At 37.4% G+C, this 24,222-nt stretch carries 23 protein-coding genes, 8 tRNA genes and 1 other RNA gene; 29 read left to right on the forward strand and 3 right to left on the reverse strand.

Annotation, left to right across the window (positions count from 1 at the left end):
* Positions 1-73: 73 nt before the first annotated feature.
* The 3 genes from ACTJJF_RS08195 to ssrA form a co-directional block, all read right to left on the reverse strand.
* Entirely contained in the window at positions 74-253 is a 180-nt protein-coding gene (locus ACTJJF_RS08195) for a hypothetical protein (protein WP_440699324.1), read from the reverse strand.
* Entirely contained in the window at positions 250-552 is a 303-nt protein-coding gene (locus ACTJJF_RS08200) for a hypothetical protein (protein ID WP_440699325.1), read from the reverse strand. The genes ACTJJF_RS08195 and ACTJJF_RS08200 overlap by 4 nt, the downstream gene beginning before the upstream one ends.
* 121 nt (positions 553-673) lie before the next feature.
* Positions 674-1,075, reverse strand: a transfer-messenger RNA (tmRNA) gene (ssrA, locus tag ACTJJF_RS08205).
* A gap of 269 nt (positions 1,076-1,344) precedes the next feature.
* On the opposite strand from ssrA, the gene rpsU reads away from it, so the two are divergent.
* From rpsU to ACTJJF_RS08350, 29 genes are all read left to right on the forward strand, one after another.
* Positions 1,345-1,542: a 30S ribosomal protein S21 gene (rpsU, locus tag ACTJJF_RS08210; RefSeq protein WP_034687383.1), complete on the forward strand. Its 198-nt coding sequence runs from the start codon at positions 1,345-1,347 to the stop codon at positions 1,540-1,542.
* A gap of 79 nt (positions 1,543-1,621) precedes the next feature.
* Positions 1,622-2,509, forward strand: a complete 888-nt coding sequence (locus ACTJJF_RS08215) for a tyrosine-type recombinase/integrase (protein WP_440699678.1) — start codon at positions 1,622-1,624, stop codon at positions 2,507-2,509.
* On the forward strand, positions 2,506-2,796 hold the full coding sequence (locus tag ACTJJF_RS08220) for an HPF/RaiA family ribosome-associated protein (protein WP_066697961.1): 291 nt from the start codon (positions 2,506-2,508) through the stop codon (positions 2,794-2,796). The genes ACTJJF_RS08215 and ACTJJF_RS08220 overlap by 4 nt, the downstream gene beginning before the upstream one ends.
* A 109-nt stretch (positions 2,797-2,905) precedes the next feature.
* A tRNA-Thr gene (locus ACTJJF_RS08225) sits at positions 2,906-2,979 on the forward strand.
* A gap of 18 nt (positions 2,980-2,997) precedes the next feature.
* A tRNA-Tyr gene (locus ACTJJF_RS08230) sits at positions 2,998-3,078 on the forward strand.
* Positions 3,079-3,164: 86 nt separating this feature from the next.
* Positions 3,165-3,237, forward strand: a tRNA-Gly gene (locus ACTJJF_RS08235).
* A gap of 88 nt (positions 3,238-3,325) precedes the next feature.
* Positions 3,326-3,402, forward strand: a tRNA-Thr gene (locus ACTJJF_RS08240).
* Between the two features lie 18 nt (positions 3,403-3,420).
* Positions 3,421-3,501, forward strand: a tRNA-Tyr gene (locus ACTJJF_RS08245).
* A gap of 86 nt (positions 3,502-3,587) precedes the next feature.
* Positions 3,588-3,660, forward strand: a tRNA-Gly gene (locus ACTJJF_RS08250).
* Between the two features lie 41 nt (positions 3,661-3,701).
* Positions 3,702-3,773, forward strand: a tRNA-Thr gene (locus ACTJJF_RS08255).
* Between the two features lie 165 nt (positions 3,774-3,938).
* A complete protein-coding gene (locus tag ACTJJF_RS08260) occupies positions 3,939-4,619 on the forward strand; it encodes a response regulator transcription factor (RefSeq protein WP_065399383.1) in 681 nt (226 codons plus the stop codon).
* Positions 4,620-5,984 (forward strand): ATP-binding protein, encoded by a 1,365-nt coding sequence (locus ACTJJF_RS08265; RefSeq protein WP_440699326.1) that lies wholly within the window; start codon positions 4,620-4,622, stop codon positions 5,982-5,984.
* Between the two features lie 213 nt (positions 5,985-6,197).
* A complete protein-coding gene (locus tag ACTJJF_RS08270; RefSeq protein WP_312304159.1) occupies positions 6,198-7,439 on the forward strand; it encodes a TolC family protein in 1,242 nt (413 codons plus the stop codon).
* A gap of 4 nt (positions 7,440-7,443) precedes the next feature.
* Complete coding sequence (locus ACTJJF_RS08275) at positions 7,444-8,529, forward strand: efflux RND transporter periplasmic adaptor subunit (RefSeq protein ID WP_440699327.1); 1,086 nt, start codon at positions 7,444-7,446, stop codon at positions 8,527-8,529.
* A 60-nt stretch (positions 8,530-8,589) separates the two neighbouring features.
* Positions 8,590-11,688 carry an efflux RND transporter permease subunit gene (locus ACTJJF_RS08280; RefSeq protein WP_312304170.1) on the forward strand — a complete coding sequence of 1,033 codons (3,099 nt, stop codon included), beginning with the start codon at positions 8,590-8,592 and terminating at the stop codon, positions 11,686-11,688.
* Between the two features lie 267 nt (positions 11,689-11,955).
* Positions 11,956-13,143, forward strand: coding sequence for an elongation factor Tu (tuf, locus tag ACTJJF_RS08285; RefSeq protein ID WP_062697363.1), 1,188 nt, complete (start codon positions 11,956-11,958; stop codon positions 13,141-13,143).
* Positions 13,144-13,208: 65 nt separating this feature from the next.
* Positions 13,209-13,279, forward strand: a tRNA-Trp gene (locus ACTJJF_RS08290).
* Between the two features lie 12 nt (positions 13,280-13,291).
* A complete protein-coding gene (gene secE / locus ACTJJF_RS08295) occupies positions 13,292-13,498 on the forward strand; it encodes a preprotein translocase subunit SecE (protein ID WP_002976410.1) in 207 nt (68 codons plus the stop codon).
* Between the two features lie 19 nt (positions 13,499-13,517).
* Complete coding sequence (nusG, locus tag ACTJJF_RS08300) at positions 13,518-14,060, forward strand: transcription termination/antitermination protein NusG (protein WP_002976412.1); 543 nt, start codon at positions 13,518-13,520, stop codon at positions 14,058-14,060.
* A gap of 619 nt (positions 14,061-14,679) precedes the next feature.
* Complete coding sequence (locus ACTJJF_RS08305; protein ID WP_440699328.1) at positions 14,680-15,300, forward strand: hypothetical protein; 621 nt, start codon at positions 14,680-14,682, stop codon at positions 15,298-15,300.
* An 18-nt stretch (positions 15,301-15,318) separates the two neighbouring features.
* Positions 15,319-15,960: a hypothetical protein gene (locus ACTJJF_RS08310; protein ID WP_440699329.1), complete on the forward strand. Its 642-nt coding sequence runs from the start codon at positions 15,319-15,321 to the stop codon at positions 15,958-15,960.
* 11 nt (positions 15,961-15,971) lie between these two features.
* Positions 15,972-16,643: a hypothetical protein gene (locus ACTJJF_RS08315; RefSeq protein ID WP_440699330.1), complete on the forward strand. Its 672-nt coding sequence runs from the start codon at positions 15,972-15,974 to the stop codon at positions 16,641-16,643.
* 521 nt (positions 16,644-17,164) lie between these two features.
* Complete coding sequence (gene rplK / locus ACTJJF_RS08320; RefSeq protein WP_065399374.1) at positions 17,165-17,611, forward strand: 50S ribosomal protein L11; 447 nt, start codon at positions 17,165-17,167, stop codon at positions 17,609-17,611.
* Between the two features lie 11 nt (positions 17,612-17,622).
* The gene (rplA, locus tag ACTJJF_RS08325; protein ID WP_050022253.1) at positions 17,623-18,315 is read left to right on the forward strand and encodes a 50S ribosomal protein L1; all 693 of its coding nucleotides are present in this window, start codon (positions 17,623-17,625) and stop codon (positions 18,313-18,315) included.
* A gap of 17 nt (positions 18,316-18,332) precedes the next feature.
* Positions 18,333-18,911 carry a 50S ribosomal protein L10 gene (gene rplJ / locus ACTJJF_RS08330; RefSeq protein WP_440699331.1) on the forward strand — a complete coding sequence of 193 codons (579 nt, stop codon included), beginning with the start codon at positions 18,333-18,335 and terminating at the stop codon, positions 18,909-18,911.
* A gap of 46 nt (positions 18,912-18,957) precedes the next feature.
* On the forward strand, positions 18,958-19,326 hold the full coding sequence (rplL, locus tag ACTJJF_RS08335) for a 50S ribosomal protein L7/L12 (RefSeq protein WP_062675820.1): 369 nt from the start codon (positions 18,958-18,960) through the stop codon (positions 19,324-19,326).
* Between the two features lie 253 nt (positions 19,327-19,579).
* Positions 19,580-20,086 (forward strand): hypothetical protein, encoded by a 507-nt coding sequence (locus ACTJJF_RS08340; protein WP_440699332.1) that lies wholly within the window; start codon positions 19,580-19,582, stop codon positions 20,084-20,086.
* 138 nt (positions 20,087-20,224) lie between these two features.
* On the forward strand, positions 20,225-21,385 hold the full coding sequence (locus ACTJJF_RS08345; protein WP_440699333.1) for a hypothetical protein: 1,161 nt from the start codon (positions 20,225-20,227) through the stop codon (positions 21,383-21,385).
* 32 nt (positions 21,386-21,417) lie between these two features.
* Positions 21,418-24,003, forward strand: a complete 2,586-nt coding sequence (locus ACTJJF_RS08350) for a T9SS type A sorting domain-containing protein (protein WP_440699334.1) — start codon at positions 21,418-21,420, stop codon at positions 24,001-24,003.
* The last annotated feature ends 219 nt before the right edge of the window (positions 24,004-24,222 follow it).

Below are 24,222 nucleotides of genomic sequence, written 5' to 3' on the forward strand. Positions count from 1 at the left end.
GGCCTTTTTCATGTTGTTATGCTTGCTGTTCTTTACCCTTTTGAATGCTGCGGTTGTCTAGATTATAGAATCATTAAGGATGATCTTCAAGATTTCGAAGATATTTTTCCCTGGCATTTTCATAGCCGGAGTAGAAGATGCCGTAATGATCATATCCGTAATTGTCTGAAAAATGATACCCGTTTTCCGGGTCTAAAGGGCTTTCCAGTGAGCCTTTCACAATCTGATTATCGTTAATGACGATTTGAATCAAATCAAAAATAGGATATGAGCTTGAAACATCCATGAAACTCTCGATAAGGAAGTTGTCAATCCAAGTCTTCGAATGGTTTCTGTCAGCTTCTTGGTATCTTCTGAAATGGAATCCTTTTCTAGGTCAATCTCACTGATGTGGTCATAATGATGAAGATCTTCACATACTTTATCCATTGTTAAAAAAGGAAAAGGAATATCTGTATAATTACTGCCATTGTAGCTTTTGGTATAAAAATGAACCAAGTCTTCAGGGATCGGAATATTCCCACTTACAACGATGCGGCTGATGTATTTCATGATGTTTTTATGGATAAAAGTATTGAATGAAATGATATGAAACAAATCCAGGGTTGGGGTGTCTGTAAATGGTATAGCTGTAAATAAAAAAAAGACACCTGGAGGTGTCTCAAATGAATTTTTGTGGAGTTGGAGGGATTCGAACCCTCGTCCAAACAAGCAATACATAAGCTTTCTACATGCTTATTCTACCATTGGTTTTCGACTGAAAGCAGAGGATAGACACCCAACTTTCAGCTTATCTTCTGAGGTTTTCGAACTTTAGCCAAAGCTTCTAAAGTCTTATTTCCGCATTCCTATATCCCAGGATCAAACGCCGCAGAACAGAGCATTTGTGGAATATCTTGCTTCCCTACTGAAATCTTCGGGAAAACGCTTGATCTACTATACTTCGATATTAAGCTGCAAGAGCGAACTCTTCGTTGCCAGTTAAAATTTTGTAGCAAGGGATTATAGAGATCGCGCTACGGTTCTCTGCATGCTTACTTACCCATTGATCTTGCTGTCGAAACCAGTCAACCCCATGAATAAAGTGAATGCAAAGATAGTGCTTTTTGTTTACATTTCATTAATATTGATGGTTTTAATAGAAATATGAAATAAAATAAACGATTTAAAGCTATTAAGAATTGAATATTCGGCCATTGTGGATAAAAAACTTATTGTCTGTCAACCACCTTTAATACAAGGTTTATCAAAATATTTGAGCAGTAATAATGATTGTTTATAATAATATATTTTGCATTCTCATAAAAAATGTCTAGTTTTGCAATCCAAAATGAGATGTAAAATATGTTAATAATTCCAGTTAAAGATGGTGAATCCATCGACAGAGCTTTAAAAAAATACAAGAGAAAATTTGATAAAACAGGTACAGTTCGTCAATTAAGAGCTAGACAACAGTTTATCAAGCCTTCTGTAACGTTAAGACAAGCTAGACTAAAAGCGGCTTACAAACAAAGAGCACTTAGCAAGGAAGAGCAGGCTTAAGATTTTTTCTTAACCATATATTAATTCACTTCTTAAATTCTTATATTTGAGGAGTGAATTTTTATTTTTATATCCCATGATGCTGGAAAAGTTTTTAGAATATCTGCAGTTCGAAAAAAGATATTCACCTCATACGATTACAAGCTACAAAAAAGACCTTGACGACTTTTCCTATTTCTACCTCAGGACAGAATCCTCTGAAAACATAGCTAAAGCTGACAAAAAGATTATCAGAAACTTTATTGTTGAACTCAGTGAAAATAATATTTCCAAAAGAAGTATCAACAGAAAGTTGTCTTCCCTTCGCAGTTTTTACCTTTATCTTTTAAAAATAGGCGAAATTACGGTTTCTCCAATGGAAGGTATTTCTTCTCTGAAATTTTATGCAGAGAAGCAAATTCCTATGTCTAAAGAGGAAATGGAGGATCTTAATGAAAAAATCTTCGAACAGGAGCATGATATCCTGGAAAAATGTATCATGGAAGTACTTTATCAGACCGGAATGCGTAAAGCGGAGCTTTGTGGCCTGATATTTGAGAATGTTAATACAGACGGAAATGAATTGAAGGTAATAGGGAAGGGGAATAAAGAGAGGGTAATCCCGATTTCTGAAGACCTCACCAAACTTCTTACATCCTATTTGGATATAAGGAAACCACAGACCGGATATGAATCCTGTTTTTTTGTGAATAAGAAGGGGAAAAAACTTAACGAAAAATTTGTTTATGTGGTAGTTAATAAGTACCTTAGTCTTATAACAACGAAAGAAAAAAAAAGTCCTCATATCTTGCGGCATAGCTTTGCTACCCACGTTTTGGATAATGGGGCGGAGATCTCCAAAGTGAAAAAAATATTAGGGCATTCCAGTCTTGCCAGTACTCAAGTCTATACGAATGCTAATATTGAACAATTGAAAAAAGTGTTTAATCAGGCTCATCCTCGAGCATCAAAAAAAGAAGAATTATGAAGATCACAGTACAATCAATTGGTTTAACTCCACACGAACCACTAGAATCACACATCGACAAAAAAGTAAGCAAATTGGATACCTTCTATGACAAGATTCAGGAGTGTAAGGTATTTTTGAAAGTAGAAAATAATGCTGATAAAGCAAATAAAACAGCCGAGATTATTTTGGCGGTTCCGGGAGACGATATCGTAGTAAAGAAGACATCTACAAGTTTTGAAGAAAGTTTGGACCTTTGTGTTGATACTGCTAAAAAGCTATTAATCAAGAAAAAAGAAATGGCATAGAAAAAAAAGTTAAAAAAAGTTTATAAAATATTTGAGAATTCAAAAAATCCGTTCTATATTTGCACTCGCAAAAAAGGAACAGCGATCTTTTGAATTCTTTTTTATATTTGCCTCCATAGCTCAGTTGGCCAGAGCACGTGATTTGTAATCTCGGGGTCGTGGGTTCGAATCCCTCTGGAGGCTCATAAAATATAAAATATTGGGGAGATTCCAGAGTGGCTAAATGGGACTGACTGTAACTCAGTTGCTTCGGCTTCGTAGGTTCGAATCCTGCTCTCCCCACATTTTATATTAGAAAAAAAAGTTGCAGAATTAAATAAGTTTTCTTAGTTTTGCACAGCGTTACCAATAGTTTTGGAAACAAAATTGCGGAAGTAGCTCAGTTGGTAGAGCGTCAGCCTTCCAAGCTGAATGTCGCGGGTTCGACCCCCGTCTTCCGCTCAAAATTATCACTGTAAAAAGTGATTTTTTTTAACACTGAAATGTGTAGAGTAGAGTTTCTCGATCAGTTTCAGTCCATTATTAAAATGCCTCCATAGCTCAGTTGGCCAGAGCACGTGATTTGTAATCTCGGGGTCGTGGGTTCGAATCCCTCTGGAGGCTCCATTTTAATATAAAATATCTGGGGAGATTCCAGAGTGGCTAAATGGGACTGACTGTAACTCAGTTGCTTCGGCTTCGTAGGTTCGAATCCTGCTCTCCCCACATTTTATATTAGAAAAAAAAGTTGCAGAATTAAATAAGTTTTCTTAGTTTTGCACAGCGTTACCAATAGTTTTGGAAACAAAATTGCGGAAGTAGCTCAGTTGGTAGAGCGTCAGCCTTCCAAGCTGAATGTCGCGGGTTCGACCCCCGTCTTCCGCTCAATAAAAATCACGCTCGTTAGTGTGATTTTTTTAGTTGATGCCGACTTAGCTCAGCGGTAGAGTGCTTCCTTGGTAAGGAAGAGGTCACGGGTTCAAGTCCCGTAGTTGGCTCTCGATTTTCCCGGATTGATTCCGGGATTTTTTTTGCTCTAAACTTTATAATAAATAATTCAGAAGAGCGGGGATATCATCTGGTTTTTATTCATATTCTATTTACTTCATCTTTAGAATCACAATCCTAAAAATTTTCTTTAAATTCGTGTAAAATAATTTTTGATGAATATTCTTTTATTAGAAGACGATCTCATTCTTTCTGCAGAGCTTTGCCGGTTTTTAGAATCCAACAATTTTACCTGTGATAAAATATATGACGGGGAAACTTTTCTGCGTCAGATTAAAAATAATACCTACGAGCTGTATCTGCTGGACATCAATGTTCCTAAGATCAACGGACTGGATGTTTGCCAGACAATTCGTTCTTTTGATAAAAATACCCCAATCATCATTATTTCCGCTTATGGCGATATCTCAGATAAAAAGGATGCTTTTACAAGACTTGCCGATGATTATCTTGTAAAGCCTTTTCAGTTTGAGGAACTGCTTTTAAGGATCAACTCCCTGCTGAGACGTAAGGCTCCTTCGGAAACTTCCGATCAGGATATTCTCAGGATTGATGACCTTATCATTAACAAGACAGAACAAAAAGTATATCGCAGCGGTAATGAAATAACTCTTACTTTAAAAGAATTTCAATTGTTGGTATATCTTGCAGAAGCGCAGGGAAGGACGGTTTCCAAACAGCAGATTACAGAACATGTATGGGAACATAACTTTAATACCAATACCAATACCGTAGAAGTTTATATCAATTTTTTAAGAAAAAAGATTGATAAAGATTTTAAAATTAAACTCATTCATACCCGTTCCGGTTTCGGATATTACCTAAGTCCATTATAAATGTCTTTAAAAAGAAAGATAGCTTTAACGATCAGTATCGCCTTTTCATTGCTTTTTGGAATGGTGATGGCTGTCATTTATTTATCTTTTAATGATTTTAGAAGAGACGAATTCAAAGAGAGATTCAGACAGAGACTTGAATTTACCTCCCATTTTATATCCAAGTCCAAAGATTTTGAAGAAGAAGCTCCGGTTTTTTTCAATGAAAACTCGGATAATATCTTACTGAATGAGAAAATTTTGATTTTTAATGAGCAGAAAGAGCTTATCTACAGCACAATTAAGGACAGGAATGTAACCTGGGATAATGCTATGCTGAAAGAACTGGATAAAAAGAAAATTATTTATACAGAGAAAACGGTTCCGGAAATTTATGCAGCGCTCAGAAACATCAAAGGAGAAAATTACTATATTCTCACCAGTGCTTTCGATACCAACGGGAAATCAAAATTGGGGTACCTTAAATACCTTCTGATCACGGCCTATGCAATGAGTACACTGCTGATAGGTTTTTTCAGCTATTATTTTGTGGAAAAATTTCTTCGCCCTCTGGAAGATCTGAATAAAGAAATTTCTGAAGTTACCGCCCATAAACTGACTACACAGATTCCGGTTCAGCAGTCTAATGACGAGATTAATGTTCTTGCCCGGTCTTTTAATACAATGATTGCAAGACTGGATGATGTATTTCAGTCACAGAAAGATTTTACCGCAAGTGCTTCCCATGAGATTAGAACACCTATTACAAGAATGGCTTTTCAGCTGGAAAATCTGATTAAATTCGAAAAACATTCTCCGGAAACATTGTCTTCCCTGCAACAGATTCAGCGGGATGTATATCAATTGTCTGACCTTACCCACTCATTGCTGCTGCTTACCAAATTTGATAAAGAAAATATTCAGAGTATTTATGAAGAAGTAAGGATAGACGAGGTTATCTTTGAAGCTTTTGAAGGAGTGGAAAAAAGTTATCCGGAGCTTAAACTTGATTTTCTGATTACTGAAGATACCTCTGAAAATGCCTTTTTAACGATAAAAGGTATTCAATCATTGTTAGTCATAGTTTTTATTAATCTTTTTAAAAATGCTGCAGTATACTCTGATACCGCTGAAGTAAAGGTATTAATTACAGAAACGAATGATAGTCTGAGTGTGGAAGTCATCTCACATGGAAATACCATTTCTGAAGAAGAACAGAGCAAGCTTTTTGAAGCCTTTACCAGAGGAAATAATGCCCAGAATATAGCAGGTTCGGGACTAGGGCTGAGAATTGTGAAAAGAATTCTTGAATATCATGACGCTCAGATCATCTATTCTTCTCCCTCTGAATTTATGAATACATTTACACTCATTTTTAAAAAATAAATTTTCTGTCTTGATCCATTTCTAAAAGAAGACTCCTTTTTTTGTTAAACCTGTGATTAAATTTTAGACTGAGATTCAAAAGGCAGATAAAATTTAATTTTCTGTTATATCATCCTGAACGCTCTGTTTAAGGATATTTTTAATATTATTTTAAGGCCCATTTAAGTTTCTTTTAATCGCATCAGAGCAATTTTGTAATCTAAAATCAAAATAATGAACAGAATTGCAGTGCTGTGTCTTGCCGTTTCCTCATTCGTGGCAGCACAACAGCAAATGTCTCTTGTGGAATGTGAAGAAGCATTTCAGAAGAACAATCTCCAGCTGCTCGCCGAACAATACAACATCAATATGGCTGATGCAGATATCCTGCAGGCTAAAATTTGGGAATTGCCACAGCTGAGCGGTCAATTCAATGCTTACAACCCTCAGGGCAAAAAGTTTTTTGATGTAGGGCACTCAAAAGGAGCGGGAATTACCCAGCTGATTTATATGGGAGGCAAAAAGAAAAATGAAATTGCCTTTGCCAAATCGAATAAAGAACTCGCACAGCTTCAGTTTTCTCAGTTACTGGTTGATCTCAGAGCCCAGCTTCGCACTGCTTATTACAATCTTTATTACGAAAAACTCAAATTGGAAAACACCAATAAGCAGCTGGGGTATATGAATGACCTTTTGAGCGCCTACAGGATACAGTCGGCAAAGGGAAATGTTTCTCTTAAAGATGCCGTAAGACTTCAGAGCCTTGTGATCCAGCTGAACCATGATAAGCTTGAAATCAATAAAAACATTCTTGAATTTGAGCAGAATTTAAAAATTTTGACTGGTATTTCTGAAGATATAGATCCTCAGATAACCGAATCGGAAGCCAAAGAAGCACTCGCAGCACAGCCTTTCGGAGACGAAGAAGAACTGAAAAGCAAAGCCCTGGAAAATAACGCAGATTACCGGTACAATTTAAAGCTGATAGATAATAGTAAGCTATATGCCCAATGGCAGAAATCACTGAATGTCCCGGATCTGAATGTAGGGGCAGGGTGGGATCAGGCTGGAGGTACTTTTAATAATGAAGCCAATCTTACCCTGGGAATTCCTTTGCCTTTATGGAGGGTAAATCAGGGAAATGTGGAAAAAGCCAACTATGCCATTCAGCAAAATCAAAAAAATGCAGACTTTCAGAAACTAACCCTTGAAACAAAAGTGCAGTCTGCCTACAAAACCTGGAAAGCCCAGTATGACCAGCTGCTGGATATTAAAACTACAGATTTGCAGAATATGGAATTGGTATATAATGGAATGCTGACCAATTTCAGAAAAGGGAATGTCAACCTTATTGAATTTACAGACTTTATGGACAGCTACCGGGAAACCGCACTGCAGATCTATGATATGAAGAATGAGATCATGCAGTCTGCAGAACAGCTTAATCAACTAGTACAAACGAAAATCTTCTATTAAAACAATGAAAACTTATATTATCCCCGTATTGATGGTCTTATCATTATTGGCCTGTTCAAAAAAAGAAGAAGAAAAAAACAATCAGGCTAAAAAAGGCTTTGAACTCAGCAATACGATGCTCAGTTCAATTTCATTAGCAAAAGCTGAACAAAGGAATATAGAAGATGAATACAGCTTTTACGGAAAAATTTCTGCTGATAAAAACAGTTATATAGATGTTTACCCGCTCGTAGGAGGAAATGTATTGAGTGTAAATGTAGAGTTGGGAGACTATGTAAAAAAGGGGAAGGTTCTTGCCACAATCAGAAGTACAGAGCTTGCGGAAATTCAGAAAGATGTGAGTGATGCAAAGACAGATCTTGTGGTTGCCAAAAATAACCTTAGAGTTGCCAAAGAATTATACGAAGGAAAGCTTAATACCGAAAGAGATGTTCTGGAAGCCAAAAGCCAGCTGCAGAAAGCGGAAGATCAGCTACAGCGGGCTACAGCTGTAAGCACAGTGTATAACGTAAAGTCAGGAAATATCTACAATGTACTAGCCCCGATTGACGGATATATTGTTCAGAAGAGCATCAATAAAGATATGCAGCTGAGAAGTGATAGAAGTGATAATATTTTTGATGTAGCCAATACAACCAATGTATGGGCGATTATGAACGTGAACGAGTCTGATATTGACAAGATCAGCCTTGGAATGAAAGCCCAGGTTTCAACACTTTCCTATCCTGATAAAGTTTTTGATGGGAAAATTGATAAAATATTTAAAATCATCGATCCGCAGACTAATGCCATGCAGGCGAGAGTTGTTCTGGATAATGCCAACGGTCTTCTGATCCCGGAAAGCAAAGCAACCATCAAAGTTTCCAGTCTGGAAAATAAAACGATGCTGACCATCCCGTCCAAAGCCGTAATCTTTGATGACAATAAAAGTTTTGTGGTGGTCTTTAAATCCAGAACAGATGTGAAGGTTAAAGAGATTAAGGTTTTGAAGCAGGTAGGTGACATTACTTATATCGCAGATGGCCTAAAAGAAGGAGAAGAAGTGATTACCAACAATCAGCTATTGATTTATCGTTCACTGAATAGTTAATCTGTTCAGCTATTTATAAAAAATCTTTCAACGGCTTTTTTAGGTCATCAATCTATCATCATGAATAAATTTATAAAAAATATAATCGCTTTTTCATTAAAAAATAAAGCCTTTACCTTTATATGGGTGGCTATTTTAGCGATTGCCGGCTTCATAAGCTTCAAAAATATGCCGATTGAAGCTTTCCCGGATGTTACCAATACTCAAATCGTAATTATTACCCAATGGAATGGGCGGAGTGCAGAAGAAGTAGAACGCTTTGTGACAACCCCCATCGAATTGGCCATGAGCCCGGTTCAGAAGAAAACCAGTGTGAGAAGTACAACCATGTTTGGCCTTTCCATTGTTAAAATTCTGTTTGACGACGGGGTGGATGATACTTTTGCCAGAAATCAGGTCAATAACCAATTAAGAACCATTAGCCTTCCTGATGAGGTAGACCCTGAAGTACAGCCACCCTACGGGCCAACCGGCGAGATTTTCAGATATACGCTGGAAAGCAAGACAAAAGATTCCCGCAAGTTGCTTACCCTGCAAAACTGGGTGATTGACCGTGCTTTAAGAGGAGTTCCCGGAGTTGCAGATATCAATGTTTTCGGCGGGCAGGATAAAGTTTTCGAGTTGAGTATCGATCCGAGAGCTTTGGATAAATATAATCTGACTCCGCTTCAGGTATACGATGCCGTTACGAAAAGCAACCTGAATGTAGGTGGCGATGTGATCGAAAAAAACGGCCAGGCTTATGTGGTAAGAGGTATTGGATTGGTGAAATCCGTGGCGGATATCGGAAATATCACCATTCAGAATGACAGTGGAAACCCTGTTCTGGTAAAAAATGTAGCAGAAGTGCATGAAAGCTCTATGCCGAGAGTAGGGCAGGCAGCGCTGAACAATCATGATGATACTGTAGAAGGAATTGTTGTAATGAGAAAAGGAGAGAACCCAAGAGAAGTTCTTGTAGGTGTAAAAGCTAAAATCAAAGAATTAAACGAAAAAGTTCTTCCAAAAGACGTTAAAATGGTCACTTTCTATGATCGTGATAACCTGATGGACTTTACCACACACACCGTAATGCATAACCTTATTGAAGGGATTGTACTGGTAACCGTGATTGTTTTGATTTTTATGGCGGACTGGAGAACAACCTTAATTGTTTCTATCATCATTCCACTATCATTATTATTCGCATTTTTATGTTTAAAGCTGGCAGGGATGAGTGCCAACCTGCTTTCGTTAGGAGCAGTAGACTTCGGAATCATTATTGACGGAGCCGTCGTCATGGTGGAGGGTCTCTTCGTAATGCTCGATCACAAAGCCCATAAATATGGAACGGAAAAATTCAATAAACTGGCAAAAGGTGGCTGGATCAAACAGACCGGAACGGGTCTCGGAAAAGCAATTTTCTTTTCGAAGCTCATCATTATTACTTCCTTGATCCCGATTTTCTCGTTCCAGAAAGTGGAGGGGAAAATGTTTTCACCGCTGGCCTTTACATTAGGATTTGCATTAATGGGAGCTTTGATCTTTACATTGACCCTGGTTCCTGTTCTTTCCCATATTCTTTTAAATAAAAATGTGAGGGAAAAAAACAATCCGTTTGTTAACTTTTGGGATAGAATTGTTCTGAAAGGTTTCAATGTAACATTCAGAAATAAAAAAATGAGTATGATCGTGGCCATTTCATTTTTGGCAGTCACTTTATTCTCCGGCAAATTTCTGGGAACTGAATTCCTCCCGCAACTGAATGAAGGGTCTCTTTGGATCACTGCAGAAATGCCAATGAGTTCTTCACTAAAAGAATCATTGAAAACAGCCAATCTTTTAAAGAAAGACATTATGAGCTTCTCTGAGGTGACCGATGTTCTGGCCCAGACGGGGAGAAGTAATGACGGAACAGACCCGAACGGTTTCGGATTTGTACAGTTTGCCGTCAACCTTAAGCCCAGGGAAGAATGGAAACGCAAGATCACCTATGATGAACTGATTAATGAGATTGATCAGAAATTACGGAGCTATCAGGGGATTACCTTCAACTATTCCCAGCCGATCTCCGATAATGTGGCGGAAGCGGTAGCCGGCTTTAAGGCAGAAAACGGAATCAAGATTTATGGGGATAATCTGGAAACCCTTGATAAGCTTGCCCATGAGATTCTGACAAAAATTAAAGATGTAGACGGGGTAAAAGATCCCGGGATCATTAAAAATATTGGTCAGCCGGAAGTGAGTGTGGTATTGGATAGGGATAAAATGGCTGCTTACGGAGTGATGCCGGCAGATGCTCAGGCGGTACTGGAAATGGCGTTTGGCGGAAAGACGGCTTCTGAAATGTTTGACGGCGAAAGAAAATTCCCGATCCGTCTCCGTTATTCCCAGGAATACAGGAACAATGAAAATGATATTGCTTCCCTTATGGTTCCTACACAGGACGGGGCGAAGATCCCTTTGAAAGAAATCAGTACTATTGTAAAAGACAACGGTGCAGCATTTATTTACAGGGATAATATCAAAAGATACATCGGCGTGAAATTTTCAATCCGTGACAGGGATTTGGGGAGTACTATCGCAGATGCACAGAAAAAAGTGGCTACCGTTGAACTTCCGGACGGATATTCTGTAGGATGGACCGGCCAGTTTGAAAACCAGCAGCGTGCTTCACACAGGCTGGCGCAGGTAGTGCCGGTAAGTATCCTGATGATTTTCTTCCTTTTGTTTATCCTGTTCGGAAATATGAAGGATTCTCTTCTCGTATTGGCTAATGTACCTTTTGCACTGATCGGCGGAATCATTGCCCTGCACGTTACTGGAATGAATTTCGGGATCTCTGCCGGGGTGGGAATGATTGCTCTTTTGGGAATCTGTATTCAGAATGGAGTGATTCTTATTACAGAATTCCATCAGAACGTTAAAAACGGGATGGATTTAGATGCTGCGATCTTAAACGGAGTGAAATCCAGGACCAGACCTGTGATTATGACAGCACTGATGGCCTCTATCGGACTAATGCCGGCTGCATTATCTACAGGGATCGGTTCGGAATCCCAAAAACCACTGGCCATTGTCATCATTGGAGGACTGATTACGGCTACGGTGCTTACATTGCTTATTTTTCCAATCATTTTCTGGATCTTCAACAGGTCTAAAAAGCTTGTTCATGCCTGATTATTCTTTTATTTTATATATTAATTGAGCCTGGAATATTCTGTATTTCAGGCTTTTTCATAAAAGGAGCGATAAAAGGTTTTACAAAGATTTTTTCTATTCGGAAAAATGTGTAAATTTGCAGTCTCAATACGTTGAAATATAAGGTTTGTCCTTCATTGGAAGATAATATTGAAAGTTTTTTTAATAAAAAGTTTTTGGTATTTAAAAATTCATTATATTTGCACACCGAAAATTTGAAAAACAATAAATAAATAATTTTAAATCATGGCAAAGGAAACGTTTAATCGTAACAAACCACACTTGAACATTGGTACTATTGGTCACGTTGACCATGGTAAAACTACACTTACTGCAGCTATCAGTAGTGTATTAGCGAACAAGGGTCTTGCTGAGAAAAAAGATTTCTCTTCTATTGACTCTGCTCCAGAAGAAAAAGAAAGAGGTATCACTATTAATACAGCTCACATCGAGTACGAAACTGAAAACAGACACTATGCACACGTTGACTGTCCAGGTCACGCCGACTATGTTAAGAACATGGTAACTGGTGCTGCTCAGATGGATGGAGCGATCTTAGTATGTGCTGCAACTGATGGACCAATGCCTCAAACTAGAGAGCACATCCTACTTTGCCGTCAGGTAAACGTACCAAGAATCGTTGTTTTCATGAACAAAGTTGATATGGTGGATGATGCTGAGCTTTTAGAGCTTGTTGAACTTGAACTTAGAGATTTATTATCTACTTACGAATATGACGGAGATAACTCTCCAGTAATCCAAGGATCTGCTCTTGGTGCTCTTAACGGAGACGAGAAGTGGGTTAAGACTGTTGAAGAATTGATGGATGCAGTTGATACTTGGATCGAGCAGCCTGTTAGAGATCAGGATAAGCCATTCTTGATGCCAATCGAAGACGTATTCTCTATTACAGGTAGAGGTACTGTAGCAACTGGTAGAATCGAGGCTGGTGTTATCAACACAGGTGATCCTGTTGATATCGTAGGTATGGGTGATGAGAAATTAACTTCTACTATTACAGGGGTTGAGATGTTCAGAAAAATCCTAGACAGAGGTGAAGCTGGTGACAACGTAGGTCTATTGTTGAGAGGTATTGAAAAAACTGACATCAAGAGAGGTATGGTTATCGCTAAGAAAGATTCAGTTAAGCCACACAAAAAATTCAAAGCTGAGGTTTATATCCTTTCTAAAGAAGAAGGTGGACGTCACACTCCATTCCACAACAAGTACCGTCCTCAGTTCTACGTAAGAACTACTGACGTTACAGGTGAGATCTTCTTACCAGAAGGTGTAGAAATGGTAATGCCTGGTGATAACTTAACTATTACTGTAGAATTGTTACAACCAATCGCTCTTAACGAGGGTCTTAGATTCGCGATCAGAGAAGGAGGTAGAACAGTTGGTGCAGGTCAGGTTACTGAAATCATCGAGTAATTATTATTCTCTTAAAAATATAAAAAGCTTCCGTAAGGAATCTCTTTACGGAGCTTTTTTAAACTACGGGCATCGTCCAATGGTAGGATACCGGTCTCCAAAACCGTTGATCAGGGTTCGAATCCTTGTGCCCGTGCAAATATAAATTATGAGTTCATTTGTCGATTTTTTAAAAGGTTCTTATAACGAATTCAGACATAAAGTTGAATGGCCAAAGTGGGCTGACCTTCAGTCTTCTACAATTGTAGTGACTATTGCGACAGTGATTCTGGCATTATTTACCTTTGGAGTTGATGAATTGTTTTCAAAAGCAATCAGCAACATCATCGGAATGCTAATCAACTTGTTCAATTAATTAAAAGTATTTTCCCATAATGAGCGAATTGAAATGGTATGTGCTGAAAGCTATCAGCGGACAGGAAAATAAAGTGAAAAACTATATTGAGACAGAAATCAAACGTCTAGGGTTTGAGCAGTACGTTACTCAAGTGGTTATTCCTATGGAAAAGGTAATCCAAATTAGAAACGGTAAAAAAGTTCCTAAAGAGAGACCTTACTATCCTGGATACTTAATGATCGAAGCTGATCTGATGGGAGAAATTCCTCACGTTATCAAAAACATTCCTGGTGTTATTTCTTTCTTAAGTTTAACAAAAGGAGGGGATCCTGTTCCGATGAGAAAATCAGAAGTGAACAGAATGCTTGGAAGAATGGATGAACTTTCAGAATTTGCAAGCGATGTAGAAATTCCATATGTAGTAGGTGAAAACGTAAAAGTGATCGATGGTCCTTTCAACGGATTCAATGGTACAGTTGAGAAGATTCTAGAAGACAAAAAGAAAATTGAAGTTTCTGTATTGATCTTCGGTAGAAAAACTCCAATGGAGCTAAGCTACATGCAAGTAGAAAAAGTATAACAATTACTTATATAAAACTTAAAAGACTGCTGTTTTAGCGGTCTTTTTTTGTTTTGTACATTCGTTTGATATTAAGTTGATAGTGCCTTATAAACCTTCCTGCTGATAGGTTCGTGGTTGATTTCAGTCCTTTTCTAAGTTGTTCTTTTATCCTTATAGCTTAATATCGAATCCGCAGAGTTATTGAATAGGCCAGTATATCTCTTAACCATCCCTAAAATTTTAATTTATCTGTGTTTGAATTAGAAAATATAATAATATACTAAACCTGATTTGTAATTTTATTTTCAGGTGTTAGAATTTTCATAATTTTTCATCATTATTTTTATTAAAAATTTAAATTCCGAATGATTGTCTGTTCCTTCTGTATGGGAGTTAACTGTAATTTATTTATCTCTTGTAGGGGATAAACGCCGGTTTAGGCTCTACTGATGAGGGTTTTACCTTTATAATTTCCTATGGATGGCATGCTTCTTGTAACTTGTTGTTCAGTTAATCCATAAAAATTTATTTTGCTTACTCAATACACAGTTTATTATGTGTAAAGGATTTCTTGTTTTGTATTACAATAAATACTGAAACATGAAAAAGTGAAATAATAAAAATAAACACATATCCAATGACAAAAATTATTTCGACAATCCTTTTGTTGGGTTTGTTCTCTATGGTCAATGCTCAGGTTGGTATCAACACCAAAACACCTGAAAAAGATCTCACTGTTAACGGTACGATGAAAACATCCGGTATGGTTTTCAAAAAACCTATAGAAAAGCTGGGAGCTAATGAAAATTATACTTTTATTATTAAGTCTCCGGCTCCGGAAAATAAAATTACGGCTTATAATGATGCTTTCGTACCTAACTCACCGGCACCGATCAATCTGATCCAGTATAAAATTACCTGTGATCCTACAGATAAGGATTGGGTGAATGAATTTGACACTAAAATTAATTCCAGCAAATTTTTAGTTGTAATTTCTTCATTCGGGTTTACCCAGCCAGTTAAAACCGGTTCTGCAGATTGGTTAACACCGGTTCCTCAGATTTTTGCCTATTCTACAGGTACAACATGGAAGCTTAAAGCTGATTATCAAGGGTTTGCTCCGGATGCCTCTTTACCAACAGGGGTATGGACGCTTAATCTAATGGTTTTTGACCGTGCCTATGCAAAAGAGTTTAATCCCACACAGGCTATGGGTACTTCAACCACAGGAGCGGCAGCTGCACCTTTAATTCAATAAAAATAAAAACATAACATAATGAAAAAAATTATCACCTTACTCTTTGCCGGTGGCACTTTTTTTACCGCAAACGCTCAAGTAGGAATAAATACCAATAATCCGCAGTCAACTTTGGATGTTGCGGGAGAAACTTTAGTGGAATCTTATCTTGTGGACACGGTAAATTCGCCGGCAGGAGGAAATTATTTTCTTTTGACACGTTCTAAGGATACCACTCCGGTAGGAAAAGTGAAAATGATGGATATCGCTCTCAGAAATGTAGCACCTGTAAATGCCTATAAAGTTGTTTTAACAAACGTAAGCCAGGATGAAGTAGTGAACCTTAACACAGGCCTGGAAACCAATAAATATGTTATTGCAATTACCGGAGCCACTTTCTCAGCTGCTATTTCTGGAGCCAATACCAGTACAAATCCGAAATCTTTTGGAGCTTATTCTACAGAAGTAACTCCGGTTACAAGTGGAGGAAAGACTTATCATGCCATTAATCTGAGTTTTAAAGGTGCCGGTACAGTATCTTCTGCTAATGGTACCTGGACGCTTACTCTGAATGTATTTGAAAGGTCTCTGGTAAAGGATTGGGGAACGTTTAATGGTTCTGTATCTGCAGCAGCAGGTTATAGAGGAGTTTCAACAAATACCCCGCTTGGACTTCAATAAAAACAACACTTATGGAAAGAAAAATTTATATGATCATAATTATGTGTCTGGGAATTTTTTTTAATGCTCAGACCGGTAGAGTGGGAATAAAGACAACCAATCCCACAGAGACATTAGATGTAAACGGAGATACCCGTACCGATGCTTTGTATCTTAGGAACCCGGGGGAACCTACCATGACAGGGGGAAGCTTTCTTGCCACTTCACAGAATTCACTTCAGCTGTATAATCCAGCATTGGAAAGCAGTGGATTGTTTAATTACCTTAAGCTTACTTTAACAGGAGTGTCAGGGGCGGGAATTACAGATTATGATACTAAGATTGATGCCAATAATTTCCTTCTTGTAGTTCATAATTATGCATTCAAGCTTAATGATGGAAGTACAAGTGTGGCTTTGGATTTTGGAGATAACGGAATCAATGATAACCGCCAGGGTTCTCCGGATGTGGTTGCATTCAAAAGTAATGGAACCTGGCATCTTAAAGCAGCGTTCACCAATAATAGCAGACTGATTGCTTTTACATCAGCTAATCCTACAAGAACCTATAATAATTTTACAGTAGAATTTTATCTGATGGCTTATAAAAGACTCATTACAAAACAGAATTTTAGCGATGTAAATGCTAATCTGGGTGGAACGGACGGTTCTGCACAAACACTTACTAAACCTTCAGGGTTTTAAAAACAGATAGAATATTTAAGAATATAAAAGGTCATTTTTCAATAAATGATCTTTTTTTTATTTTGACGAATTACCTGGCATAGATGGATGTTTTTGTGTTTTGCTTTGGGCAGAACAGGAAAGAATATCAGAAGTATACCCATACAGTCGATGTGTTGAAGTTTAAAGACTGGGTGAAGGCGGAGCTTTATATCCAGAAAAAGTGTTTCGGATAAGAAAGAATTAGGTAATATTTTAGAATAAGATTGAGAATCATAAATCAAATTAAAAGGTCAGTTATAATCTTGCTAATTTCTATACAAATGAAACCGTTTTAAAACAGAAGTACAGGAATATTTAAAGTTCAGGATCTCAATTATTTTTTTAAAACTTTTTAAAAATCAGTAATATCCGTTTGTAGTTTCAAAAATATTTTATACTTTTGCAGTCCAAAAAGTAGGCTTATCATAGGTGAGTGCGATAACCTGCTGAATAATAAATGCTTCCAAACTCATTAATTATTCAAATTTAAAAAACAAACAATGGCTAAGAAAGTCTTTAAAATGGTAAAGCTTCAGGTGAAAGGTGGCGCAGCTAACCCTTCTCCACCAGTAGGTCCGGCATTAGGTTCTGCAGGTGTGAACATCATGGAGTTTTGTAAGCAATTTAACGGAAGAACCCAAGATAAGCCAGGGCAAGTTTTACCTGTAGTAATTACAGTATACGAAGACAAATCTTTTGAATTCGTTATTAAAACTCCACCTGCAGCAATCCAGTTAATGGATGCGGCTAAGATCAAAGGAGGTTCCGGTGAACCAAACAGAAACAAAGTAGGTTCTGTATCTTGGGATCAAGTGAAAAAAATCGCTGAGGACAAAATGAGTGACCTTAACTGCTTTACAATGGATTCTGCAGTTTCTATGGTTGCAGGTACTGCTAGATCTATGGGATTAAGAGTAACAGGAACTAAACCAACTTTTAACGCTTAAAACTATTAGAAATGGCAAAATTGACTAAAAAGCAAAAGGAAGCTTTAAGCAAAGTAGAAAAAGGAAGAATCTATAACCTTGAAGAAGGTTCAGCTCTTGTAAAAGAAGTGAACACTGCAAAGTTTGATGCTTCTGTAGATATCGCTGTAAGATTAGGTGTAGACCCAAGAAAAGCAAACCAAATGGTAAGAGGTGTTGTATCTCTTCCTCACGGTACTGGTAAAGATGTTAAAGTATTAGCTCTTGTAACTCCAGATAAAGAAGCAGAAGCTAAAGCTGCTGGTGCTGACTATGTAGGTCTTGACGAATATTTACAAAAAATTAAAGATGGTTGGACAGACGTTGACGTAATCGTTACGATGCCAGCTGTTATGGGTAAATTAGGTCCATTAGGTAGAGTATTAGGTCCAAGAGGTTTAATGCCAAACCCTAAATCAGGAACTGTAACAATGGAAATTGGTAAAGCAGTAACTGAAGTAAAAGCAGGTAAAATTGATTTCAAAGTAGACAAGTATGGTATCATCCATGCTGGTATTGGTAAAGTGTCTTTCGATGCTGCTAAGATCAAAGAAAATGCTCAGGAATTAATCCAGACATTGATCAAAATGAAACCAACTGCTGCTAAAGGAACTTATGTGAAGTCTATCTATTTGTCTTCTACAATGAGCCCGGGTATTGCAATTGATACTAAATCTGTTAACTAATATTTAATCCTAAGACAATGACAAAAGACCAAAAAGTTGTAGCGATACAAGAGATCAAAGATTTGCTTCAGGATGCAAAAGTAGTATACGTAGCAGATCTAGAAGGTTTGAACGCTGGTAAATCTTCAGATTTCAGAAGACAGGCTTTCAAACAAAACATTAAAGTAAAAGTTGTAAAAAATACACTTTTACAAAAAGCAATGGAGCAGATTGAAGGAGTAGATTACTCTGAAATGTTCCCATCTTTCAAAGGAAACTCAGCATTAATGATTGCTGAAACAGCTAACGCTCCTGCGAAACTTATCCAAGGATTCAGAAAGAAAGAAGAGAAGCCAGCTTTAAAGTCTGCTTTTGTTCAAGAAACTTTCTACGTTGGTGACAACAACCTAGACATGTTGGCTAACATCAAGTCTAGAGAAGAAATGATCGGTGAAATCATCGGATTACTTCAGTCTCCAATCCAGAGAGTTGTTTCTGCTCTTCAAAACAAACCTGAAACTGTAGAAGCTAAAGCTGAAGAAGCTGCTCCTGCGGTAGAAGAAACTCCTGCTGCTGAAGCTGCTGCAGATAGCACTGAAGAAACAAGTGCTGAATAATTACACTCAAAAAATTAAATAAATAATCAACAAAAACATTACAACAATGTCAGATTTAAAAAATTTAGCTGAAACGCTAGTAAACCTAACTGTAAAAGACGTAAACGAATTAGCTGCTATCCTTAAGGATGAGTACGGAATTGAGCCAGCTGCTGCTGCTGTAGTTGTTGCTGCAGGTGGTGCAGGTGATGCTGCTGAAGAAAAGACTGAATTCGACGTAATTCTTAAGTCTGCAGGTGCTTCTAAATTAGCTATCGTTAAATTAGTAAAAGATTTAACTGGTGCTGGTCTTAAAGAAGCTAAAGATATCGTAGACGGAGCTCCTGCTGCAATTAAGCAAGGTGTTTCTAAAGACGAAGCTGAAGCTCTTAAGAAGCAATTAGAAGAAGCTGGTGCTGAAGTAGAATTGAAATAATTTCAGTTTTATTATAAATATAGAAGCCCGGGCAATTTGCCCGGGCTTTTTTGGGCTATACTCCTTTATAATTACAACAATTTAAATATAAGTGTATTTAAATATTATTACACTAAAAATTATGATATAGTTTTATTATTGTATATTTGTTAATTATTAACATAGTTTATTAATTTATTACTGTTGTTACCTGTGTTTAAGTGATTTTTTTTTAATAAAATATTATTTTGATTAAAAAATTATTATATTTGTATTGAAAAAAAACACAACAGAATTGGATAGAAATTACTTTCTTTCCTATGGTCATAAATTTGCATTGATATTGCTGCTGACGGCTATAGGAAAACTAAACACTAAATTTATATCTGTAGTCACAGATAAAGCAGACCTTCTGCAATACACAGATGTAAATAATCATCTGCAATTACAGCTTGCCGGTGTTTCTATACATCCATCAATGAGTACGATAAATATGGCCAACGTTTTGGATAACGAGAAGGATAATCAATATACTCAAGGATGTGTTGATCGTATTTTCAATTATAAGTTCCCTTTTATTGTAAACAGTAAAGATTTTTCTCCTTCTTTTCTGAATGATATTGAGTTGTTGACCGTCACATATGAATGGTATTCATTACATGCGATATACAATAAATACATATTGACCAAATTCGAAAAAATCAAGAAATTCTACATTAATTCTTGTAAGTTGGTTGACGGTTTTAAATTTATTATTAAAATTCCAGATAAACTTATATAACCTTTTTATACTCAAACAGTATTTCCTAAACTTAACAGTTCTCTTAGCGAAATCATTTGTCATTCCATTTATTATTTAAATGAAATCATCAGAGGACTGTCTACTATTAAAACACACAAAAAAAACATATCATTAGAAATGAAAAACAAATTATTCATTCTTGCACTTTTATCTGCAAGTTTACCAACATTAGCACAGGTTGGGATTAATACAGGATCACCTCAGGCCACCCTGGATGTGACAGGAACGCCGGAAACGGCAACTAAGTTAGACGGTATCATTGCTCCAAGGCTTACAGGAGCTCAGCTTAAAGCAAAAAATTATACGTCTGCCCAGACAGGGGCATTGGTATTTGTTACTGCAGCTGAAGCAGCACCTTCGGGACAGACTGTAGATGTATTATCTCCGGGATATTACTTTTTTGACGGAACCAAATGGAATGGTTTAAGTACAAACTGGAATACCATAGGAAATACAGGAACTACTGCTACCGCATCTACACTGGGAACAGATATTACCAAAGGAAATTATTTAGGAACCACTGATGGCCAGAGCCTTGTTCTGGCTACTCAGAAGAATGTAAAAGCAATATTGGATGTTAACGGAACCCTGCAAGGTGGGAATTCTAATGATGCAACAGGTGCTTATGCAGCTTTTTCCTGGGGGTCAAATAATACAACCAATGCTGTATCTTCCAATGTTGCGATAGGAAGAAATAATACCGCTACTGCCAACAATGCAAACTTTCCATCTATAGCTATAGGGGCAAATAATTCAGCAACGAGTGGAGCAAAAATCATTGGAAATTCCAATACGGCAACAGGAGCGAATCATTTTGTATTTGGAAATTCAAATACAGTAACTGGTGTAACAGGATTAACATTAGGGAACGCTCATACCAATAAAGGAGGAATTGCAATAGGAAGCGGAAATACAGTAGACCCGAACAGCTTTGCAGTGGGCTCAGCAAGCTTTGCTTTAGGAGGTAAAGCCTTCGTAGCCGGATTTTCCGGAACCGCAAATCCCGGGCAGTCTGTGTATGCTAATGGCGCTCACGTATTTTTCAATGAAAACAATACCACAACTACTGATATAGGCATCAATATGGTTCCCAATTCAACCAATTTTGCTGATCTGGAGGTAAGTAAAGCCATACTGATTAAAGCCAACACAAAACCTACTTGTAATGCTGCCAATGCAGGAACTATTGTATATGAACTGATAGGCACAACAGGAAGTTTTTTAGGATGTAAACAAACAGGACCTAATGCCACTGATTTTGCATGGCAGACACTTTAATAAAAAACACAAACTTTATAAAACAATACAAAATGACCAAAAAATTATTCGGGAAACTGGCTGTAATGCTTATGACATTAGTGATGTCTGTAATAGTATTGGGACAGCAGGGTTATGAACCCATCCGGGGGATGGGAGTAGAGGCAAAACCTGTCAGCAATTCAGGAATTTGTCTGGCGTGTTACAACGGGAGTATGAACCCGGTGGTGGATGCTGATCTTGACAATAAAGTAAGTATGGGGAACTTTGCTTCTTTATTAAGCGGGAACGGAATCTCTGTAAAAAATAATAATACCACTTATCCGGCAGGGTATATTACAGGATTTAATGTGGATCTTGGGACAAGCTTTATTACCGTAGATCTTTTAAGCTCTCTGAGAATCAGTACCTATAAAAACGGAGTTCTGCAGGAAACTACCACCAGCAGTACTTTATTGTCTGTGCCGGCATTTGGAGGCAATAAAAACAGAATATTCCTTCATTTTAAAACAACAAAAGAATTTAACGAGGTAAGGCTGTATCAAACCAATGTGCTGTCAGTATTCAGTTCTATGAATGTGTATTATGCCTTTGCGTTTGATCCTGCAAAAGTACCTACAGATAACAATGGAATTTGTGATGATATCATTGCCGGAAGTGGTGTTGACGGAAATGTTTCCGGAAGCAGCAGCTTTCTAGCTCCGCTTTCATATGTTCAGAACAGAGAAAGAATAGGTGATGGTGATAAAAACTCTTATGGATCTATTGTGCTTCCGGTAGGATTGTTAGGCTCTTATTCAGTGGGAGTTTTAGATAAAAACCAGGTATACCCTGCAGGCAACAGAACCGGATTTGTGATTGAACCGGATGATCAGGGGAAATTATTAAGTGCTGAATTCCTGAAGAATATTACTGTGGAAACCTATTTATTCGGACAGCTCCAGGATTCAAAACAGTTATCAGACGGCGGAGGTCTTATCAATATTAAAGTTATTAGCTATGGTTCAGGAAGGCAAAAAGTAACATTGACTACAACCAAGCCTTTCAATGAGGTTAGACTAAAGATTACTCAGACAGTAGGGTTTAATTTAGGAAAACTGAATGTGTACTATGCATTCGAAGAGCCTGTAGGCTGTGAATGTGATGATAAAATTCAGACAAGCGGATCTTCAGTTCAGGGCGATATTGTGAATGGATTCGGATGGACGCAGTCTGGCTTGGGACTTCTTTCTCCAAGCCTTACCAATACAGGGGCAGTGGTGGATAATAATCCTTCCAATTATGCAAGACTTACTTTCCCATTGTTAGGAACTTTTCTTTTCTCTGCAAACTTAACGGTGGGAAGCAACGGCTTACTTCCTAAAAATACTGTCGCAGGATATACTGTTGAAAAAACAGGCGGTCTGATCGGAGTCAGTATTTTGGATGCAGTTGTCGTTCAGTTCTATAACGGCAATACTTTGACGGATACCTTTACTTCAGGAAGCCTTATTACAGGGAATTTCTTTACCAGCGGATCCAATAAATTTTATATCGGAGGGAAGGCAACCAAACCTTTCAACCGTATAAAAATTACATTCAGTTCATTGCTATCTGTAAATTTATCTCAGGGGTATAATATTTATAATGCTTTTGCCAGTAAAGATGATGATAACGATGGGGTTCCAAACTGTTTCGACCGTTGTCCAAACGGAGATGATAGTATTGATAATAACGGTAACGGTATTCCTGACTGTGCGGAAGGATGTACTGTAATTAATGATAAATCTCCAACGCTGGATACGGATGGTGACGGTATTGTGGACGCTTGTGATTTTGATTCTGATAATGATGGTATTCCGGATTCAATGGAAGACTTTGATAAGAATAGTAAATTTGAAGATGATGATATGGAAGGTGATATTTTGATTACTCCTGTATTGGGAGACGGAATTCCAAATTACCGTGATCTTGATTCTGATAATGACGGAATTCTGGATTTATTTGAATCAGGTATTCCAACATCAGTGATCAGTCAGATTGATGCAGATCGTAACGGAATTATTGATGCAGGTGTTGCCGTAGGTAAAAACGGTCTGGCCGATATACTGGAAACATATCCGGATTCCGGAACTTTAAAATATACGCTGAAAAATACAGATGGAGATAACAGACCTGATTTCCTTGATCTCACTTCCAACGGATCAGACCTGGATCTATATCAGATCGGAAAAGGTAATCTTGATACATTAGGAGGCGGGTTTATCTCTACGATTAACGATGCGGATAAAGACGGTATTCAGGCTGTAGTAGATACGGATCTTGTGAAAAGAGGTGCACCAAACTCACCACTTTCACCATATGCCACATTATTGAAAAACGCATCTGATACAGCAGCGAAAATTACAGCTTCAGACGTTACAGAGGTTGTTAATGATGTGAAGATATATCCAAACCCGGTAAAGGCTGGAGAAAATCTTATGATTACATCTGCTGAAGAAGGAGTGTATACTTTATTCTCTGTAGAAGGTAAGGTGGTAAAATCGGATAAATTCTCTTCACGTACCGGTATTGATACTGCTTCATTGCCAACAGGAGTTTATATCATCAAGATTGAAACCAAAACAACAGTGAAATCTTATAAGGTAATTGTAAAATAATCTTGTAACTTCATAATAAGGTGAAGGCTGCTCGTTTTCGGGCAGCCTTTTTTATTTAACAGCTTAAAAATGAGGTAATTTATTTGTTATTGTGGATAACTTTTTGTATCTTTGCCCCTCTTTTGGCGCTAAAAATTGTTTGTAAATTTATAAAATACTGAAAATCAACTCTTTCACTGTGTGATACAGGAAAGGGATTTTGTGTTTGTAGGTATTACG

Source organism: Chryseobacterium sp. 22458, from assembly GCF_052044975.1.
Taxonomy (GTDB): domain Bacteria; phylum Bacteroidota; class Bacteroidia; order Flavobacteriales; family Weeksellaceae; genus Chryseobacterium.

Bases quoted from the DNA above. Each gene is read 5' to 3' on its own strand.
- rplL (WP_062675820.1), top strand. From the start codon at position 18,958: ATGTCAGATTTAAAAAATTTAGCTGAAACGCTAGTAAACCTAACTGTA.
- rplA (WP_050022253.1), top strand. From the start codon at position 17,623: ATGGCAAAATTGACTAAAAAGCAAAAGGAAGCTTTAAGCAAAGTAGAA.
- ACTJJF_RS08215 (WP_440699678.1), top strand. From the start codon at position 1,622: ATGCTGGAAAAGTTTTTAGAATATCTGCAGTTCGAAAAAAGATATTCA.
- rplK (WP_065399374.1), top strand. From the start codon at position 17,165: ATGGCTAAGAAAGTCTTTAAAATGGTAAAGCTTCAGGTGAAAGGTGGC.
- nusG (WP_002976412.1), top strand. From the start codon at position 13,518: ATGAGCGAATTGAAATGGTATGTGCTGAAAGCTATCAGCGGACAGGAA.
- ACTJJF_RS08260 (WP_065399383.1), top strand. From the start codon at position 3,939: ATGAATATTCTTTTATTAGAAGACGATCTCATTCTTTCTGCAGAGCTT.
- rplJ (WP_440699331.1), top strand. From the start codon at position 18,333: ATGACAAAAGACCAAAAAGTTGTAGCGATACAAGAGATCAAAGATTTG.
- ACTJJF_RS08265 (WP_440699326.1), top strand. From the start codon at position 4,620: ATGTCTTTAAAAAGAAAGATAGCTTTAACGATCAGTATCGCCTTTTCA.
- ACTJJF_RS08200 (WP_440699325.1), bottom strand. From the start codon at position 552: ATGAAATACATCAGCCGCATCGTTGTAAGTGGGAATATTCCGATCCCT.
- ACTJJF_RS08220 (WP_066697961.1), top strand. From the start codon at position 2,506: ATGAAGATCACAGTACAATCAATTGGTTTAACTCCACACGAACCACTA.
- ACTJJF_RS08315 (WP_440699330.1), top strand. From the start codon at position 15,972: ATGGAAAGAAAAATTTATATGATCATAATTATGTGTCTGGGAATTTTT.
- ACTJJF_RS08350 (WP_440699334.1), top strand. From the start codon at position 21,418: ATGACCAAAAAATTATTCGGGAAACTGGCTGTAATGCTTATGACATTA.
- rpsU (WP_034687383.1), top strand. From the start codon at position 1,345: ATGTTAATAATTCCAGTTAAAGATGGTGAATCCATCGACAGAGCTTTA.
- secE (WP_002976410.1), top strand. From the start codon at position 13,292: ATGAGTTCATTTGTCGATTTTTTAAAAGGTTCTTATAACGAATTCAGA.
- ACTJJF_RS08345 (WP_440699333.1), top strand. From the start codon at position 20,225: ATGAAAAACAAATTATTCATTCTTGCACTTTTATCTGCAAGTTTACCA.
- tuf (WP_062697363.1), top strand. From the start codon at position 11,956: ATGGCAAAGGAAACGTTTAATCGTAACAAACCACACTTGAACATTGGT.
- ACTJJF_RS08310 (WP_440699329.1), top strand. From the start codon at position 15,319: ATGAAAAAAATTATCACCTTACTCTTTGCCGGTGGCACTTTTTTTACC.
- ACTJJF_RS08275 (WP_440699327.1), top strand. From the start codon at position 7,444: ATGAAAACTTATATTATCCCCGTATTGATGGTCTTATCATTATTGGCC.
- ACTJJF_RS08305 (WP_440699328.1), top strand. From the start codon at position 14,680: ATGACAAAAATTATTTCGACAATCCTTTTGTTGGGTTTGTTCTCTATG.
- ACTJJF_RS08280 (WP_312304170.1), top strand. From the start codon at position 8,590: ATGAATAAATTTATAAAAAATATAATCGCTTTTTCATTAAAAAATAAA.
- ACTJJF_RS08270 (WP_312304159.1), top strand. From the start codon at position 6,198: ATGAACAGAATTGCAGTGCTGTGTCTTGCCGTTTCCTCATTCGTGGCA.